The organism is Streptosporangium sandarakinum, from assembly GCF_013409935.1.
Lineage (GTDB): Bacteria > Actinomycetota > Actinomycetes > Streptosporangiales > Streptosporangiaceae > Streptosporangium > Streptosporangium nondiastaticum.
This window is the reverse complement of record NZ_JACCCO010000001.1, coordinates 1868874-1886323: the sequence shown is the minus strand read 5'-3', so window position 1 is coordinate 1886323 and position 17450 is coordinate 1868874. Positions and strand designations below refer to the sequence as shown.

Below are 17450 nucleotides of genomic sequence, written 5' to 3'. Positions count from 1 at the left end.
ACGGGGCGCCGCTGTGACGATTCTTACCGTGATCGGAGGCCCGGGGTCGCCTAACCTTGGGAACCGTGTCGCAAGCAAGCATCGGGATCTTCGACAGCGGGGTGGGCGGTCTCACGGTGGCCCGCGCCGTCATCGACCAGCTCCCGAACGAGTCCATCCTCTACGTGGCCGACACGGCGCGGCAGCCGTACGGGCCCAAGACCATCGCGCAGCTCCGCGCCTACGCGCTGGAGGTGATGGACCACCTCGTCGAGCACGACGTCAAGATGCTGGTGATCGCGTGCAACACCGCCAGCGCCGCGGTGCTGCGCGACGCCCGCGAGCGCTACGACGTGCCGGTCGTCGAGGTGATCCAGCCCGCGGTGCGCCGGGCCGTACGGGCCACCCGCAACGGCAGGGTCGGGGTGATCGCCACCCGGGCCACCATCGAGTCGATGGCCTACCACGACGCCTTCGCCGCCGCCCCCGACGTGCTGCTGACCGGGGTGGCCGCGCACCGGCTGGTGGAGTTCGTCGAGCGGGGCGAGACCATGAGCGACGAGCTCATCGAGGTCCTCCGCGACTACCTCAAGCCGGTGCTGGCCGACGGATGCGACACGCTGATCCTGGGGTGCACGCACTACCCGCTGCTGGCCGGGCCGATCGCCTATCTGGTGGGGGACGACGTCACGCTGGTGTCCAGCGCCGACGAGACCGCCAAGGACGTCTACCGGATCCTGCACGACCGGGGGCTGGCCGCGACCTCCGGCACGCCCCGGCACCGGTTCCGCGCCACCGGCGACACCGAGCTCTTCGAACGGCTCGGGCGGCGGTTCCTCGGGCCGGAGATCGAGGCGGTGGAGCTCGCGGCGCTGGGCGACGGCCCCGGCGGGCGGCTCGTGGCAGGCTCCGACGAGTGGTCCGCGGACGGCGCACGGCCAGAGACGGGCGGCGGGCGGCCGGCAGCGGCCGGGGGGTGGCCCGCGGAAGCCGGAGGGCGGACGATGGAGGCCGGCGGGCGGCTGACGGAAGGGCGGGAGACGCCGTGAAGGTGACGATCGTCGGATGCTCCGGGAGCTTCCCCGGGCCGGACAGCCCCTCCTCCTGCTACCTGCTGGAGGCCGAGGGGTTCCGCATGCTGCTGGACTTCGGCAACGGCTCGCTGGGCGCGCTGCAACGCCACATCGGCCTCTACGACGTGGACGCGATCTGCCTGTCCCACCTGCACGCGGACCACTGCCTCGACATGTGCTCCTACCACGTGGTGCGCACCTACTCCCCGAAGGGGCCGCACCCGAGGGTGCCGGTCCACGCGCCCGCCGACGCCCCTCTTCGGCTGGCCCGCGCCTACGACATGCCCGCCGAGCCGGGCATGGAGACCTCCTTCGACTTCGCGCCGCTGGCCCCCGGCACGTTCGAGGTGGGCCCGTTCCGGGTGACGGCCGCGCCGATGAACCACCCGGTCGAGACCTACGGCTTCCGCGTCTCGTACGGCGGACGCTCGGTGGCCTACTCCGCCGACACCGGGGAGACCGACGAGCTGGTCCGGCTGGCCGCCGGGGTCGACCTCCTGCTGTGCGAGGCCAGCTTCCCCGACGTCCCCGGGCTGCCCGCCGACCTGCACCTCACCGGACGCCAGGCCGCCGAGCACGCGGCCAGGGCGGAGGCGGGCACGCTGGTGCTGACCCACCTGGTGCCCTGGCACGACCCGGCCCGCATCCTCGCCGACGCCTCCCGGGCCGGTTTCCCCGGACGGATGGAGCTGGCGCGGAGCGGCGCCGTCTATGACCTAGGGTGATTCCATGGCTCGTGCAGATGGACGCTCCCCTGACCAACTCCGCCCCGTCACCATCACCCGTGGCTGGCTGGCCCACGCCGAGGGCTCGGTGCTCGTCGAGTTCGGCGGCACCAGGGTGCTGTGCGCCGCGACCGTGCAGGACAGCGTGCCGCGCTGGCGGCGGGGCAGCGGCCAGGGATGGGTCACCGCCGAGTACGCCATGCTGCCCCGGTCGACGAACACCCGCAACGACCGCGAGTCGGTACGCGGCAAGATCGGCGGGCGGACGCACGAGATCTCCCGGCTGATCGGCCGCTCGCTGCGCGCCTGCGTCGACTACAAGATCCTCGGTGAGAACTCCGTCGTCATCGACTGCGACGTCCTGCAGGCCGACGGCGGCACCCGTACGGCGGCCATCACCGGCGCCTACGTCGCGCTGGCCGACGCGGTGAAGTGGATGCGCGAGCGGAAGATGTGCTCGGGCAACCCGCTGGTCGAGTCGGTCGCCGCGGTGTCCGTCGGCGTCGTCGGCGCAACGCCGCTGCTCGACCTCTGCTACACCGAGGACGTCGCCGCCGAGACCGACATGAACGTGGTGATGACCGGCTCCGGCGCGTTCGTCGAGGTCCAGGGCACCGCCGAGGGCCGCCCGTTCGACCGCGCGGCGCTGGACGAGCTGCTCGACCTCGGCGCCGCCGGGTGCGCGGAGCTGACCCGCCTGCAGCGCGAGGCGCTGGCGTGAGCGCCGGCGCGCCGGCCGCGGGGCGGGTGGTGCTGGCCACCCGCAACGCCGGGAAGATCACCGAGCTGCGCCGCATCCTGGCCGAGGCCGGAGTGCCGGTCGAGATCGTCGGGCTGGAGGAGTTCCCCGAGATCGGCGACGTCCCCGAGACCGGCCTGTCCTTCGCGGAGAACGCCCTGCTCAAGGCGCACGCGGTCGCCCGGGCCTCCGGCCTGCCCGCGGTCGCCGACGACTCGGGCCTGTGCGTGGACGCGCTGAACGGCATGCCCGGCATCTTCTCGGCCCGCTGGTCGGGCAGGCACGGCGACGACCTCGCCAACCTGGAACTGCTGCTCGCGCAGGTGTCCGACGTGCCGGTCGAGCACCGGGGCGCGCACTTCGCCTGCGCCGCCGCGCTGGCCCTGCCGGACGGGCGGGAGCGGGTCGCCGAGGGCACGATGCACGGCGTGATCATCGACGCGCCGCGCGGCACCGGCGGTTTCGGCTACGACCCGGTCTTCGTGCCCGAGGGCGAGAGCCGGACGAGCGCCGAGCTGTCGGCGGCGGAGAAGGACGCCATCAGCCACCGGGGCCGGGCCTTCCGCGCCCTGGCCCCGATCCTGGCGGAGACGCTCTCCGGCGGGACGGGCTCATAGCGGCGGACGGCCGCTCCGGCGGGTGACCGCGCGGACGGCCGGGCGGACTCCCGTCATCGGCGCGTAATATCTCGGCCCCGCCGCCGGGCGTAGCGTCGGAGGCATGAGGAGTGACAACCGCCTGCCCGGCTGGGCGGCGGCGCTGATCGGCCTGGTGACCGGAGCGGTGGCGGTCGGGGTCTCGCTGCTGGCGGCGGGGCCGGTGAAGGCGTCGGCCTTCCCGGTCGTCGCGGTCGGCGACGCCGCCGTCGATCTCGCCCCGGCCGGGTTGAAGGACTTCGCGATCCGGACCTTCGGTGAGAACGACAAGCCGGTCCTGCTGGCGGGCATCCTCGCCGTCATGGCCGTGCTCGCCGTCGCCGTGGGCGTCTTCGCCGCCCGGGACCTCCGGTACGGCCTGGCGGGGCTGGCGGCCTTCGGGGCCGTCGGCGTGGCCGCCGTCCTGACCCGCCCCGGCGCCGGCCCTGCGGACGTGATCCCCACCGTCGCCGGGGTCGCGGCGGGCGCGATCGCGCTGCGGGTCCTGCTGAGGCGGGCCTCCGCCGCCCGGCCCGACGACGCCCGCCCGGAGGAGACGGGGCCGCCGGTCATGCGGGCCGGGCGTGACCGGTACGCGGTGAACCGGCGTGGGCTGCTGACCGGCGTGCTCGGCGGCGCCGCCGTCGCCGGGGTGAGCGGCCTGGCAGGCCGGGCGCTGTCGAGCCGGTCGGAGGTGAGCGCCGCCCGGGCGGGCCTGGTGCTGCCCCGCCCCGCCGTACCGGCCGAGCCGATCCCCGCCGGGGCGGACCTGCGGATCAGGGGGCTGACGCCGTTCGTCACCCCCAGCCGTGACTTCTACCGGGTGGACACCGCGATCGTCGTGCCGCAGGTCGATCCGCGCGACTGGACGCTGCGGATCGGCGGCATGGTGGACCGGCCGGTCGAACTCACCCTGGCCGACCTGCTCAAGCGGCCCCTGGTGGAGGCGGACGTCACGTTGTGCTGCGTCTCCAACCCGGTCGGCGGGCCGTACGCCGGCAACGCCCGCTGGCTGGGCGCGCGGCTGGCCGACGTGCTGCGCGACGCGGGAGTGCGGAGCGGGGCCGACATGCTGCTCAGCACCTCCGCCGACGGCTGGACCTGCGGCACGCCGCTCGACGTCGTCCTCGACGGCCGCGAGGCCCTGCTGGCCGTCGCCATGAACGGCGAGGCGCTCCCGGTCGACCACGGCTTCCCGGTCCGCCAGGTCGTGCCCGGCCTGTACGGGTACGTCTCGGCGACCAAGTGGGTCACCGAGATCAAGGTGACCCGCTTCGACCGGGACACGGCCTACTGGACGACCCGGGGATGGGCGGAGAAGGGGCCGGTCAAGACGCAGTCGCGCATCGACCTGCCGAGGGACGGCGCGCGCGTCCCGCCGGGCCGTACCGTGATCGCGGGCGTCGCCTGGGCGCAGCACCGGGGGGTGGACGCCGTCGAGGTGCGGATCGACGGCGGGCCGTGGCGCCGGGCTCGGCTGGCGGAGGCACCGACCGCCGACACCTGGCGTCAGTGGGTGGTCGACGACTGGGACGCCGTCCGGGGCCGGCACACCATCGAGGTGCGAGCCACGGACGCCACCGGACGCCCCCAGACCGCCCGGCGCGCCCCGGTCACGCCCGACGGCGCCACCGGCCTGCACACCGTCACGGTCACCGTCGCCTGAGCCTCCGGCCTCACGACCCCATGGGCCCGGCTCCCGGCCGGGCACGGCCCGGCCGGGTCGCGGGGCGTCAGTCGTTGACCCCGGCGGGACCGCTCGCGCCGCCGCCGCCGGGGTTGATCTCCCCGCCACCGCCGATATGGCCAGGGTTGATACCGGGACCGCTCTTGGACGTGCCCCCGCCGTGGCCGTGGTGCCGGGCGCGGCACTTGGCGGGATGCTTGGCCTCCGAACAGGGTTTGGCGGTCTTGGCCTGGGACGATGCCGCGGAGAGCAGCCCGGCCTGCCCGGGGGGACCGCCGAGTCCGTCCAGCGTCACCGCCGGGACGGCGAGGAGGGAGGCGAGCACCGCCCCCGTGGAGAGGGTGTGCCTGATCGTCATGGACATCACTCCGTCCGGCCCTCGGGGTCCGGGTGCGGCCCGGACCGGCGAACCGCCGGGCCGTCGCCGTACGCGGCGCCGTCCCGGCCTGGGAACCTCGTGTCCCACGGTAGGCACGGCGGGTCCCGGAGGTCGCCCAGGGGAGATCAAAGCCTTGCGCCCAGCTTATTACCATTGAGTAACATAAAGTGACCAAATGAAGCAGAGTGGTGACTTTCCGTGTCTCGAGCCGGGGCGGGCGGCCACGTCGCCGCGGGTAACGGCCCGGTAGGTCGCCCCGCCGCCGGTCGGTTCCGGAACGCCCGGTGCGCGCCCCCGGTTCGGTCAACTCACCCGCCGGTCTGGTCAACTCGCCCGCGCCGCGGGCGGGGCGGCCCTACCATCGGCCCCGGACGGATGGGCGAGGGGGACGCATGACGCGGTTGTTTCTGCCCGAGGGGGTCTACAACCCCGTCGTGGCCGCGGACGGGCGGCGGTGGCGTGACTTCGAGCTGGACGGCTCGCAGCCGGTCCCGGCTCCGGTCGCGGCGCCACGGGAACCGGAGCCGGCGCGCTGGCGGCCGCTGCTGCTCGACCGGTGCCGGCCGTACGGCGTGGCGGGCGGGCTGGCGATGCCCGACCCGCAGACCCAGGAGGACGTGACGCGGGCGGTGCCGCTGACCGAGCGGGGCGTGCCGCGGCGCTTCCCCGACCCGCGCGGCATGTGGATCAGGCTGGTCAACGGCGCCGGCCCCGCCGAGGACCCGTTCCGGGCGACCAACGCGGTGGACTGCGCCCTGGCGGTGCTGTCCACCTGGTACGGCGCGCCCGCGGTGGCGGCCCCCCGGCGGCCGGAGTACGACCGGGCCGGCAAGCCGCTGCTCACCGGGGAGGCCGGGGGAGTGGCCCGCGCCGAGCGGTGGCTGGGCCAGCGCTTCCGGTACGTCGGGCAGGGGCGGCACTCCTACGTCCCGATCGCGCAGGCGCTGCTGTCCGGCGGGCACGGCTCGTGCGCGGTCATCATGAACCGGTGGCCGGGCGGCGGCAGTCACGCCTGGAACGCGGTCAACTACTCGGGCGAGGTGATCTGGATCGACGCGCAGCGGGGCCACATGTCGGTGGAGCCGCCGTACGAGTCGGTGGCCGGCGTCTTCTGCGTGGCGGTCGACGCGGAGGGGCGGCGGCTGTGAATCCCACCGGGGCATCGACGTGGAGGGGCGGCCGTGAACCTCATCGGGGCCATCGGCGCGGAGGAGTGGTCGTGAATCCCATCGGGGGCATCGACGTGGAGGGGCGGCAGTGAACCTCGACCAGGCCAGGGCGATCGCCGAGGAGTACTTCAACGGCGTCCGCCGTCCCGGCTCCACCGTGGAGATCCGGCTCCACGGCTTCGGCGGCGGCTACGTCGCCTGGGCCGTGGAGCCCGAGCCCGACGACCCCGGCGTGCTGCCCGACACCGTCGGCGGCGGTTGCGTGGTGATCGACAAGTACACCGGGGAGCTCGCCCTCCGGCCGCTGCTCCACCCCGAGGCGGTCGCCGAGCAGTGGCCGGGTCCCCGTCTCCGGTAGATCGCTGTTTTTAGGAGTACGATACTAATAAACGTGCTCCTAAAAATGGAGGGTTCGTGCGACCGGCCAAGCCTCCGGACATGTTCGATCGCGACTGGGAGTGGCGGCAGCTCACCCGCTTCGCCGGTGACGACGGCCCGGGCGCCACCCTGGGGGTGGTGTCGGGGCGTAGACGGCAGGGCAAGTCCTTCCTCCTGGAATCGCTCTGCGAGGCCAGTGGCGGCTTCTACTACGCGGCGACGGAGGCCGTGCCGCGCCAGGAGGCGCTCCGGCAGCTCGGTGACGCGGTGGCCGCCTACAACGGCGCACCGGGGACGGTCCGCTTCGGCGACTGGGCGCAGGCCATCGACGGGCTGCTGGCCCTGGCAGCGGACCGTCCGGTCCCCGTGGTCCTCGACGAGTTCCCCTACCTGGTCAGAGATGCCAAGGACCTTCCCTCCGTCATCCAGAAGGCGCTGTCGCCGCGCCGCGCCGCGCGGCTGGCCTCCAGGGCGCGGATTCTGCTGTGCGGGTCCTCGATCTCCTTCATGGGGGGCCTGCTCACCGGCGCCGCTCCGCTTCGCGGCAGGGCCGGCCTCGAACTGGTCGTGCCGACCTTCGATTTCCGGACGGCCGCCGGGTTCTGGGGCATCACCGACCATCGGCTCGCGGCCACGCTGTACTTCGTGCTCGGCGGCACGCCCGCCTACCGCACCGAATACCTCCGCGGTGAAGCACCGGCGAGCCTCGACGAGTTCGACGCGTGGGTCGTCGAGCACGTGCTCAATCCGGCGAGCCCTCTCTTCCGTGAGGTGCGCGCCCTCCTCGCGGAGGATCCGACACTCCGCGACACGGGTCTCTACCACACGGTTCTCGCCGCCGTGGCCGAAGGGAACGCCACCCGGGGCGGTATAGCGACCCGTATCGAGCGCAAGGCCACTGACATCTCCCACCATCTGACGGTTCTGGAAGAGGCGGGTCTTCTCGTCACCGAACCGGACGCGTTCCGGTCCAACAGGTCGGAGTACCGCATCACCGAGCCACTGATCCGCTTCTATCACGTGATCATGCGCCCGTACTGGGCGCAGCTGGAGCAGGTACGGCCCGGCCGTACCGAACGTATCTGGAAGGCGTCCGCGCCGAAGTTCCTCAGCAACGTCGCCGGGCCGGTGTTCGAGCGGATGTGCCGGGTCTGGGCGTCGAACATGGCCGCCGACGACACCTTCGGGGGTTTTCCCGCGAGGATCCTCTCGGGGGTCGTCTACGACCAGGCCACGCGCACGGGGCACGAAGTCGACCTCGCCGCGTTCGACCCCGAGGGCCGGCTGCTCGCCATCGGTGAGATCAAATGGGGAGACGTCGTCGGTCTCGGCCACCTGAACAGGCTTGAGAAGATCGCCTCCGTACTGGCCGCCCGGGGGCGGGCCCCGGGGGTGCTCATCATGTTCAGCGGAGCGGGGTTCACCGACGATCTCCGGACGGCGGCCGCCTCCGGTGACGGCCGGATCCAGTTGGTGGACCTCCACCGGCTCTACACGGGGGAGTAGGAGGAACGGCCGGGGCGCCGCCCCCGCGGGCGACCCGGCCGTGTGCGTACTTCTCCGCTCGACGCGCGCCGCCCCGCGGGCGCCCGGCCGCCGTGCCGGCCGGTCAGCCGGTGGCGAGGGAGCCGACGATGGAGGCGCGGGCGGCCCGGCGGGCCGGCAGCACGGCGGCGACGATCCCGGCCAGGCCGGACAGCGCCACGAACGCCAGGATCTGCGTGACCGGCACCTGGAAGGCGACGTCGTCGACCATCGTCCGCGTCGCGGCCCAGCCGAACCCGACGCCGAGCGCCACGCCGACCAGTGCGCCGATGAGCCCCAGGATCAGCGCCTCCACCGAGAGCATCCGCCGCAGCTGGGGCCGGGTCAGGCCGAGCGCCCGCAGCAGGGCCGACTCCCGGGTCCGCTCGTGGACCGACAGCGAGAGCGTGTTCGCGATGCCCAGCAGGGAGATGAGCACCGCCAGGCCCAGCAGGCCGGTGATGATCATCACCATCATGTCGAGTGATTCCTCGAACTGGCCCCGGACCTCGGCCGCGCTGGCGACCTTCGCCGTCGGGTACGGCTGCGCCGCCGCCTCGACGATCCGGCGTCCCACGTCGGCGCCGACGCCGTCCCGGGCGTTGATCATCATCCGGCTGTCGCCGACCGCGCCGAAGTAGCGGTCGAAGTCGCCCTCCGGCACGGTGACCGGGGGCAGGACCCCGGATTCGGGGTTGAAGGTGGCCGCGACCCGCAGGTTCACCGTGCCGGCCCTGGCGGTCCGCACGGTGATCCGGTCGCCGACCTTCAGCCCCAGGTCGGTGGCGACATGCCGGCCGATGACCGCGGTCCCGGGCGTGAGCAGCGCGATCGAGCCCTTGTCGAGCTCCGGCCGGAAGCCCGGCGCCGGGGTGAAGGTCCCCACCCGGAACTCGGCGCCGCGGTCCCCGACCTTGGTGATCTTCTCGCGGAACGCCACGACCGAGGCGAGCTCGGGGCTGTTCCGCAGCCCCTGGCCCAGGGCGCGGGGGAGCGTGGCGTCGCGGTCCTGCGGCTGGATCAGGTAGTCCACCGGGAACTGCTCGTCGAGCCGCTCGGTGAAGGTCGTCCGTACGGTGCCGGTGATGACGGCGATGAGGGTCATGAGCGTCACGCCCACGGTGAGCGCCACGGTCGTGGTGGCCGACCGGCGGGGGTTGCGGCCGGAGTTGTCCATCGCGAGCCTGCCGGGCACCCCGGCGAGCTTCGCGGGCAGCCAGCCGACCAGCGCGCCGAGCGGCCTGACGAGCACCGGGCCGAAGACCAGCACCCCCAGGAAGAAGACCGTGCCGCCGGCCATGACGACGAAGAGCGCGGTCTCGCCGGGGTCCATGGCGACCCCGGCCGCGGTGACGCCCGCGCCGGCGAGCAGGAACAGCGCCGCCAGGACCATCCGGACGACGCCGGTCCGGAAGGTGCGCTCCTCGATCTGCGAGCGCAGCGCCGCGATCGGCGCGACCCGCGTCGCCGTCCGGGCCGGCAGCAGCGCCGCGCCCACGGTGACGATGACGCCCAGGGCCACGGCCAGCCCGATCGTGCGCGGTGTCAGGGTGGGGGCCACGCCGGTGGGCAGCGGCGCGCCGAGCGAGGTCAGCGCGGTGAGCGCCCCCAGGCTCAGGCCGTAGCCGAGCAGCAGCCCGAGGGCCGAGGAGAGCAGGCCGACGACCGTCGACTCCAGCAGGACGGAGCCGAAGACCTGCCCGCGGGTGGCGCCGATGCAGCGCAGCAGCGCCATCTCCCTGGTCCGCTGGGCGACGAGGATGGTGAAGGTGTTGTAGATGACCAGGGCGGCCACGAACATCGCCACCAAGCCGAACAGCAGCAGGCCCGTCTTGAGTATCCCGGTGTCCGCGCCGTTCCGCTTCGCCAGGTCGTCGGCGAACTTCTCCCCGGTCACGACCTGGTAGCCCGGCCCCAGGGCGGCGGCGACCGCCGTGCGGGCCTGCTCCTGGGAGACGCCCTCGGCGGCCACGACGTCGATCTCGGTGAAGACGCGCTGCCCGGTCATCCGCTGCGCCATGGCGGTGGTGTATCCGACCGCGCCGGTGTAGCCGAGCTCCTGGTCGAGGCCGACGTCGAACAGGCCGACCAGGGTGAACTCGTGCCTGGCCTCGCGCGAGTCGAGCACCGTGATCCGGTCCCCGACCTTGAAACCGCGGGTCTTCGCGGTGTTCTCGTCGAGTACGGCCTGCGCGTCGGTCTTCGGCGCCGCGCCGCTGGTGATCTCGGTGCGGTTCAGCGGGCCCTCGACGACGGAGAGGCCGGAGGTGGGGTAGTCGCCGGCGGCCTTGCCGTCCTTGCCGATCAGGGCGGAGGTGCCCCGCACGAGCCCCTGGGCGTCGGCGACCCCTCTGGCCGCGCGGACCTTCTCCAGCGCCGCCGCCGGAATGTGGGGCGGCACCTGCCGGTCCGTGCCCGGGGCGGGCAGCACGGCGACGTCGACCTTGTCGGCCGCCGCGGCGAACCGCCGGCTGAAGCCCGCGTCGATGGTGTCGGTGAGCACGAAGGTGCCCGCGATGAAGCCCACGCCCAGCGCGATCGCCAGCGAGGTGAGCAGCAGGCGCAGCCGGTGCGCCAGCAGCCCGGCGAGTGTCGCCTTGACCATCCCTCAGGCCTCCAGCTTCATCAGCGTGTCCAGCACGCTCTGCGGGGTCGGCCGGTGGATCTCGCTGACCAGCAGGCCGTCACGGAGGAACACCACGCGGTCGGCGTAGGAGGCCGCCACCGGGTCATGGGTGACCATCACGATCGTCTGGCCGAGCTCGCGCACCGACGTGCGCAGGAAGGACAGCACCTCGGCGCCGCTGCGGGAGTCGAGGTTGCCGGTCGGCTCGTCGGCGAAGATGACCTGCGGCTTGCTGATCAGCGCCCTGGCCACGGCCACCCGCTGCTGCTGGCCGCCGGACAGCTCCGTCGGCCGGTGCCCGAGCCGGTCGCGCAGGCCCACGGTCTCCACCACGCGGTCGAACAGGTCCTGGTCGGCCTGGCGGCCGGCGATGTCCAGCGGGAGCCGGATGTTCTGCTCGGCGGTCAGCGTCGGCAGCAGGTTGAACGCCTGGAAGATGAAGCCGATCCGCTCGCGGCGCAGCAGGGTGAGCCGCTTGTCGCCCAGCCCGGTCAGCTCGACGTCGCCGATGTGCACCTGCCCGCCGCTGACCGTGTCGAGGCCCGCCAGGCAGTGCATCAGCGTGGACTTCCCGGACCCGGACGGCCCCATGATCGCGGTGAAGGCGCCGGTCGCGAAGGAGACGTCCACCCCGCGCAGCGCGTGCACGGTCGTGTCCCCCCGGCCGTAGCTCTTCGTCAGCCCCTTCGCGACCACGGCGGGCGCCGCCTTCTCCCGCGCGCCTCGCGCGCCGACCTCTCCACCGGTGAGGGTCACGTCAACTCTCCTTGCGACAACAGCCATTGATGACGGGAAAACGCTATTGCCAGGGGAAACGCCCGCCATCGGACTGCGGGACGGACTTGTCCTCCGCCGAAGGGCCCGCGCGGAGCGGCGGTTCCCACCGGAGGGGTAGCCCGGCATCGGCCATTCGGCCGACCCGGCCCGGCCCGTCCCGGGCGAGGGCTCCCGGGCCCGGACCCCGAGCGGGCTCGGCGGGAGCCGGGAGGGAGAGAGCCGGGGCCGGCGGGGCGGCTAACCCGCCGAGTTCGGGGTGACCAGGCCGCTCTCGTAGGCGTACACCACCACCTGCGCCCGGTCCCGCAGGCCCAGTTTGGCCAGGATCCGGCCCAGGTGCGTCTTGACCGTCGCCTCGGCCAGGACCAGCCGGGCGGCGATCTCGGTGTTCGACAACCCCCGCGCCACCAGCACCAGCACCTCGCGCTCCCGCGCGGTGAGCCCGTCCAGCGCCGCGGGCTCCGCCGTACCCGGCGACGGGAGGTGTACGGCGAAGCGCTCCAGCAGCCGCCGCGTCGTGCTCGGCGCCACCACCGCGTCGCCGCTGTGCACCGACCGGATCGCGCTGACGAGGTCGGCGGGCGGCACGTCCTTGAGCAGGAACCCGGACGCGCCGGCCTTCAGCGCGGCGAACGCGTACTCGTCCAGGTCGAAGGTGGTGAGGATCAGCACCCGCGGCCCGTCCGGCTCCGCGCGGATCAGCCGGGTCGCCTCCACCCCGTCCATGACGGGCATCCGCACGTCCATCAGCACGACGTCCGCCCCGGCCGTCCGCGCGGCCCGGACCGCCGCGGCGCCGTCGCCCGCCTCCGCGACGACCTCGATGTCGGGCTGCGCCCCGAGCACCATGCGGAACCCCGTCCGCAGCAGCTCCTGATCGTCCACCAGCATCACGCGGATCACGTCCCGCGCACCCCTCTCGCTCAACCGGCCGCGGGCTCGCCCACCGGTAGCCGCGCCGTCACCTGGAACCCGCCGCCGGGCCGGGGGCAGGCGTCGACGCTCCCGCCGAACACGGCGGCCCGCTCTCGCATGCCGACCAGGCCGTGGCCGTCCGGGCTGCGGGGGGCAGCGGCGCCGCGGCCGTCGTCGGTCACCCGCAGCAGCAGCTCGCGCACGCCGTACTCCATCTCGACCGTGGCCCGCGTGCCGGGACCGCCGTGCTTGAGGGTATTGGTCAGCGCCTCCTGGACGATCCGGTACACCGTCAGCTCCTCCCCCTCGGGGAGGGCCTGCCGGATCCCGGTGACGCGCAGGTCCACCGGCAGGCCGGAGGAGCGGACCCGCGTCACCAGGTCGTCGAGCTGGGACAGGCCGGGCTGCGGGGTGTACTCCTCGGCGGTGTCGTCGGCCCGCAGCACGCCGACCATCCTGCGCATCTCGGCCAGGGCCCGGCGGCCGGTGGCGGAGATCGTCCTCATCGCCTCGCGGGCCGTGTCGGGGTTTCCGCCGCCCAGCGCGTAGCCCGCCCCGTCGGCTTGGACGATCATCACGCTGACGTTGTGCGCGACCACGTCGTGGAGCTCGCGGGCGATCCGGGCCCGCTCGGCGGCGGTGGCCAGCCGGGCCTGCTGGTCGCGCTCGCGCTCGGCCCGCTCGGCCCGTTCCTCCAGGCCCTCCAGGTAGCGGCGGCGGGTGCTGGTGTAGATGCCGGTGATCCAGATCGCCACGACGAACACCGAGGAGCTGGCGAAGGATCTGCCGTCGGGGTCGCCGGGGGACTGGATGAGGGAGAGGAAGATGCCCAGCTCGGAGGTGAGAAGCGCGCCGACCGCCCAGCGCGGCGTGCAGTGCGACGCCACGCCGTACATGGCGATGAGCACGGAGAGGTTGAAGAACTGTGGCTGCACCTCGGCGAGCCACTGGGCGAAGCTGACCAGCGAGACGGCCGTGAACACCGCCAGCGGGTGGCGGCGCATCCAGAACATCGGCGCCACCAGCGCCACCGCGAGTGCGAGGAACCCCCAGGGCCCGAGGTCCCGGCCGATCAGGTGGGCGTCCCCGGAGCGGAGCAGCTCAAGGTTGGCGAACGAGATCAGCAGGAACGGCGTCAGCCACAGGAGGTCCACGACCGCCGGGTGCCGCCGGCCCCAGGAGTGCAGTCTGCCGAACACATCCCCACGATACGTACGGGTGGATCGGTCCCCTTCCCCCTCAGGGGGGAGCACGGTGTACGACCCAGGTAGCACATTTTGTACGGCTTACGTGTGCTTTACCGCTTCTTGGGCATCATGGTGGCTGGGAGCACCCTCCGGGGTGAGTAAAGGGAGACCGTTTGTGATGGCGGATCACAACAACGCCGGGCCGCGCGATGGTGAGGACGCACCGCGCGGCCCGGCGACTCGGGAGACATCCGCCCGCCGGGCCGGCGACTCGGGAGAACACGCCGGCCGGTGACGATGGGGATAGTGCGAAGCGGCCCCGGCCCCTGGGGAGGGGACCGGGGCCGCGACGTTCACGTGACGGCCGGGCCGCCACGCCGGAGCCGCCGGATCAGGACTTGGTGATCTTCACGTCGTCGACGCCGGCCTCGATGAGGCTCGCCGTCGAGGCGTCGGCGGTCTCCACCAGCAGGCGGACCGTCTGACCGGCGTAGGACGACAGGTTCACCGTCGCCGTCTGCCAGGCCCCGGCCCGGTCGGAGGCCGCGCCGAGCTGCTGGAACACCACGGTGTTCGAGCTGCCGCTCACCACGCGGACCCGGAAGTAGTCGCTGCTGGTGGCGTTGTTCAGGTGCGCCAGGTACCAGGAGAACGTCAGCGTCAGCGTCCCGGACGGCAGCGCGATCTCCGGCGAACGGACGCTCGTCAGGCCGCCGTCCACGTCGTAGTCGCCCGCCGCGATGCCCGCCAGACGGCCGGTGACCAGGTCGTTGGACCCGCTGACGGTGGTGCCGAGCTGCAGCGTCACGCCCGAGGAGGTCGCCGCCGGGTCACCGCGCTCCCACTTCCCGGTGGTGGCGGTGTCGGTGCCGCTCGCGTTCACCGTCCAGCCCAGGTCGGTCTCGAAGGTGTCGTTGAAGACGACGTTGCCCGTCGTGCCGACCGTGAGGTTGAACGTGGCCGTGTGGTCCACACTGGCGCCGTCACCGGTGACGATCACGTTGTAGGTGCCCGCGGCCGTGCCCGCCGGGACCGAGATCGTCATGGTGGAGGAGGCGCCCGAGGTCACCGACGCCGGGCTGAAGGACGCGGTCGCCCCCGACGGCAGGCCGGAGGCCGAGAACGTCACGCTCTGCGCGCTGCCCGAGGTGGTCTGCGTGCCGACCGTCGAGGTCGCCTGCTGGCCGGCCTGCACGCTGGCCGAGGCCGGGTTCAGCGTCATCGAGAAGTCGTTGCTCGTCGAACCGCACGAGGTGGGCTCGCCCGAGGCGGCCGGGACGCTGACGGCGTTCCACGCGGCCTTGGTCGCGTTGAACTCGGTGCAGGAACCCGGGAACAGCTGGATCGCCGCCTCCAGGGTCGCCTTGCGGACGAGCTGGTGGGTCCACGTCGTGGTCTTGCGGTTCAGCGCGCCCATGAAGATCTGGCCGGCCTTCTGGATGCCGACCCCGGTGACCGTCGTGTTGTTGCAGGTCGGGCTGACCGGCTGGCCGTTGGTCGGGTTGGTGCCCATCGAGAGCAGGTAGAACCAGTGGTTCTGCACGCCCGCCGCGGCGTGCACCTCCATGTTCGGCACCGAGGAGGAGTAGCAGTCGGGGTCGCCGAGGAGGGACGGCTTGTGCATGTAGCGGATCGGGCCGTCGCCGACCAGGTTGACCTCCTCACCCACGCTGAGGTCCGGCGGGTCGTACTGGCTCGGCTCGTTGGCGTAGAACTCCGTCAGCGCGCCGAAGACGTCACCGGTGGACTCGTTGAGCCCGCCCTTCTCGTTGCTGCCGCTCGAACCGCCCGGCGTGGTCTGGAAGATCGCGTGCCCGAACTCGTGGGCCACCACGTCGATCGGCGTCGCCTGACGCTGCCCGTCCTGGGAGCGGCCGAAGTTGGTGTAGCTGCCGTTCCAGTAGGCGTTGACGTCGCTCAGGCCGACCCGCGCGGGGAAGCCGCTGCCGTTGCCGTCGATGCCGTTGCGGCCCAGCCAGCTCTTGAGCATGTCCCATTCCTGGCTCACCGCGTACATGGCGTCCACGCACGCGGTCTCCAGGTCGGTGCCCGAGCCGTTGCCCCAGCTGTCGTCCGTCCCGGTGTAGGCGGTGCCGCCCTGACCGCCGCAGCGGATACCCGGGCGGGCCGGGTCGGTCATGGAGTACGACGTGCCGGAGCCGGAGGTGCCGATGGTGACCGGGCCGTTGTAGTAACTCGCCCCCGAGCCGTCCCTGACCACGTCCGACTTCTCGGCGACCTCACCGGTCACCGCGTCGACGAAGACGCGCATCTTGCTCTCGCGGCCGCGGTCGGCGCCGGTCACCAGGACCTCGTAGGCCAGCCGGCCCCGCCCCTGGGCCATCACCGACAGCTTCGGCGCGGCGACCTCGGCGGGGTCGCTGATCTGCGTCCGGGCGATCTCGGCGGCCTTCGCCGCGTCGATCTTCGGGGTGGTCGAGACGCTCAGCGGCTCGGTCTGGGCGACCGACGTGCTCAGCACGCCGCCGGTGGCGTTCGTCACGACGACGAAGTCGCCGCCGTAGACCGGCAGGCCGGCGTAGGTGCGCTCGTAGGCGACGTAGTTGAGCCCGTCCTTGGTGGCGAGAGCGCTGTGGCGCAGGAAGCGGTCCTTGGGAGAGGCCCGCAGGATCGCCGGTTCGGACTCCACCAGGCGGTCGGCGGCCTGGGCGGGAGTGTCGGGGGAGGCGGCCGGCGGAGCCTGGGCGGTCAGCCCGACGGCTCCGGCGGACGGGGCGGACAGTGCCACGGCGAGGCTTGACGCCGAGGCAACGAGCGCAAACGCGACAGAGCGTTTCACGCGGGTGCTCCTTTGCTGAGCGGCGGCCACGGGATCTTTTCGGAGGGGTGTCCGTGGTCCGCCGTGGTGCGTGGTGGCGAGTCCCGGAGCGCGTCCACGCACGCTGCGCGCCTGGCGAGGTGAACGGCGGAGGGGAGGGACTCGTCGGTAGCACTGGGGCTGAGAGGATTTGACCCTGCCGTGAGATCGCCGTCAATATTTCGGTCAAAAGATGAATTTTCACGATTTGGTGACGAGAGTGATCACCGCGTGGAGATCCTGTTCACGGCCCCACCCGTCGTTCACGGCCGGGTTTCGGCGGGTACGGATGGGGCCCATTGCCGACCCGGCGCGGTACGGCGCGGCGGGCGGAGCGCAGGGAGACGTTCGGGAAGGCGGCGGCGCGCTCCTCCCCGAGGGGCGCCTCACGCGGCGGTCGCGGCGCCTCACGGATGACCGCGGACCGCGACCTCGCGCCCTTCTCCCTCCGGGGGTGCTCGATGAAGAACGCGTCCTGCGGCGAGACGGTCACGGCGGGGTTCACGGGCCTGAGGACCGTCGAATCGCTTTCGATTCTTTGTGGGGCCGACGGGATTCGAACCCGCTCTGTACAGTTCCTAAGACTGCCGCCTCTACCGTTGGGCTACGGCCCCTGCTTTTTCCTGCGAGATTCTCTGTCTGAGAATGGCGGTTCGGGCAGAGAAATCGCAAGTTTTTTATTCTGTTGTCGAGCCGGTCGCCGTTGATGTGGCCGACGTGCGGGGTCAGGGCCCGGCCCGGCCAGGCTCCCCCGATCTTACAGCCCTCGCACCGGTAGGGCGCGCCCACTTCCCGCGGCGCCCGGCGCGGCACGGGGGCCTGATCCGGTGGGAGCCGGG

Annotated in this window: 14 protein-coding genes, 1 tRNA gene and 1 pseudogene; 8 read left to right on the top strand and 8 right to left on the bottom strand. The window is 72.8% G+C overall.

The genetic code is table 11. The features are described 5' to 3' along the window. The first annotated feature begins 65 nt into the window (after positions 1–65). The 5 genes from murI (at position 66) to HDA43_RS08315 (ending at position 4817) form a co-directional block, all read left to right on the top strand. Positions 66–1028 carry a glutamate racemase gene (gene murI, locus HDA43_RS08335; protein ID WP_179819161.1) on the top strand — a complete coding sequence of 321 codons (963 nt, stop codon included), beginning with the start codon at positions 66–68 and terminating at the stop codon, positions 1026–1028. Beyond that, positions 1025–1777 carry an MBL fold metallo-hydrolase gene (locus HDA43_RS08330; RefSeq protein ID WP_179819160.1) on the top strand — a complete coding sequence of 251 codons (753 nt, stop codon included), beginning with the start codon at positions 1025–1027 and terminating at the stop codon, positions 1775–1777. The genes murI and HDA43_RS08330 overlap by 4 nt, the downstream gene beginning before the upstream one ends. Before the next feature lie 4 nt (positions 1778–1781). Continuing rightward, entirely contained in the window at positions 1782–2498 is a 717-nt protein-coding gene (gene rph, locus HDA43_RS08325; RefSeq protein ID WP_179819159.1) for a ribonuclease PH, read from the top strand. Continuing rightward, the gene (rdgB, locus tag HDA43_RS08320; RefSeq protein ID WP_179819158.1) at positions 2495–3133 is read left to right on the top strand and encodes an RdgB/HAM1 family non-canonical purine NTP pyrophosphatase; all 639 of its coding nucleotides are present in this window, start codon (positions 2495–2497) and stop codon (positions 3131–3133) included. The genes rph and rdgB overlap by 4 nt, the downstream gene beginning before the upstream one ends. 103 nt (positions 3134–3236) lie before the next feature. Then, entirely contained in the window at positions 3237–4817 is a 1581-nt protein-coding gene (locus HDA43_RS08315; RefSeq protein WP_179819157.1) for a molybdopterin-dependent oxidoreductase, read from the top strand. Positions 4818–4884: 67 nt separating this feature from the next. Here the strand turns inward: HDA43_RS08315 and HDA43_RS08310 are convergent, their stop codons facing one another. Next, positions 4885–5196 carry a hypothetical protein gene (locus HDA43_RS08310; RefSeq protein WP_179819156.1) on the bottom strand — a complete coding sequence of 104 codons (312 nt, stop codon included), beginning with the start codon at positions 5194–5196 and terminating at the stop codon, positions 4885–4887. Between the two features lie 413 nt (positions 5197–5609). Here HDA43_RS08310 and HDA43_RS08305 point away from each other — a divergent pair, with 413 nt between their 5' ends. The 3 genes from HDA43_RS08305 to HDA43_RS08295 all read left to right on the top strand — a co-directional run bounded on the left by HDA43_RS08305 (position 5610) and on the right by HDA43_RS08295 (position 8270). Further along, entirely contained in the window at positions 5610–6365 is a 756-nt protein-coding gene (locus HDA43_RS08305; RefSeq protein WP_179819155.1) for a toxin glutamine deamidase domain-containing protein, read from the top strand. Between the two features lie 109 nt (positions 6366–6474). Then, positions 6475–6744, top strand: coding sequence for a PepSY domain-containing protein (locus HDA43_RS08300; RefSeq protein WP_179819154.1), 270 nt, complete (start codon positions 6475–6477; stop codon positions 6742–6744). Between the two features lie 80 nt (positions 6745–6824). Continuing rightward, positions 6825–8270 carry an ATP-binding protein gene (locus HDA43_RS08295; RefSeq protein WP_179819153.1) on the top strand — a complete coding sequence of 482 codons (1446 nt, stop codon included), beginning with the start codon at positions 6825–6827 and terminating at the stop codon, positions 8268–8270. Between the two features lie 103 nt (positions 8271–8373). Here HDA43_RS08295 and HDA43_RS08290 read toward each other — a convergent pair whose 3' ends face one another. From HDA43_RS08290 to HDA43_RS36640, 7 genes and pseudogenes are all read right to left on the bottom strand, one after another. Further along, on the bottom strand, positions 8374–10893 hold the full coding sequence (locus HDA43_RS08290; RefSeq protein WP_179819152.1) for an ABC transporter permease: 2520 nt from the start codon (positions 10891–10893) through the stop codon (positions 8374–8376). 3 nt (positions 10894–10896) lie between these two features. Continuing rightward, the gene (locus tag HDA43_RS08285; protein ID WP_179819151.1) at positions 10897–11670 is read right to left on the bottom strand and encodes an ABC transporter ATP-binding protein; all 774 of its coding nucleotides are present in this window, start codon (positions 11668–11670) and stop codon (positions 10897–10899) included. Positions 11671–11928: 258 nt separating this feature from the next. Next, entirely contained in the window at positions 11929–12594 is a 666-nt protein-coding gene (locus HDA43_RS08280; RefSeq protein WP_312873108.1) for a response regulator, read from the bottom strand. A gap of 20 nt (positions 12595–12614) precedes the next feature. Beyond that, a complete protein-coding gene (locus tag HDA43_RS08275; RefSeq protein ID WP_312873107.1) occupies positions 12615–13805 on the bottom strand; it encodes a sensor histidine kinase in 1191 nt (396 codons plus the stop codon). A 379-nt stretch (positions 13806–14184) separates the two neighbouring features. Then, on the bottom strand, positions 14185–16542 hold the full coding sequence (locus tag HDA43_RS08270) for a M4 family metallopeptidase (RefSeq protein ID WP_312873105.1): 2358 nt from the start codon (positions 16540–16542) through the stop codon (positions 14185–14187). A 610-nt stretch (positions 16543–17152) separates the two neighbouring features. Further along, positions 17153–17225: transfer RNA gene (locus tag HDA43_RS08265), tRNA-Leu, on the bottom strand. Between the two features lie 46 nt (positions 17226–17271). Continuing rightward, positions 17272–17400: pseudogene (locus HDA43_RS36640) on the bottom strand (HNH endonuclease); the annotation flags it as partial. Between the last annotated feature and the right edge of the window lie 50 nt (positions 17401–17450).

Bases quoted from the DNA above. Each gene is read 5' to 3' on its own strand.
- rph (WP_179819159.1), top strand. From the start codon at position 1,782: ATGGCTCGTGCAGATGGACGCTCCCCTGACCAACTCCGCCCCGTCACC.
- HDA43_RS08315 (WP_179819157.1), top strand. From the start codon at position 3,237: ATGAGGAGTGACAACCGCCTGCCCGGCTGGGCGGCGGCGCTGATCGGC.
- HDA43_RS08310 (WP_179819156.1), bottom strand. From the start codon at position 5,196: ATGACGATCAGGCACACCCTCTCCACGGGGGCGGTGCTCGCCTCCCTC.
- HDA43_RS08305 (WP_179819155.1), top strand. From the start codon at position 5,610: ATGACGCGGTTGTTTCTGCCCGAGGGGGTCTACAACCCCGTCGTGGCC.
- HDA43_RS08295 (WP_179819153.1), top strand. From the start codon at position 6,825: ATGTTCGATCGCGACTGGGAGTGGCGGCAGCTCACCCGCTTCGCCGGT.
- HDA43_RS08290 (WP_179819152.1), bottom strand. From the start codon at position 10,893: ATGGTCAAGGCGACACTCGCCGGGCTGCTGGCGCACCGGCTGCGCCTG.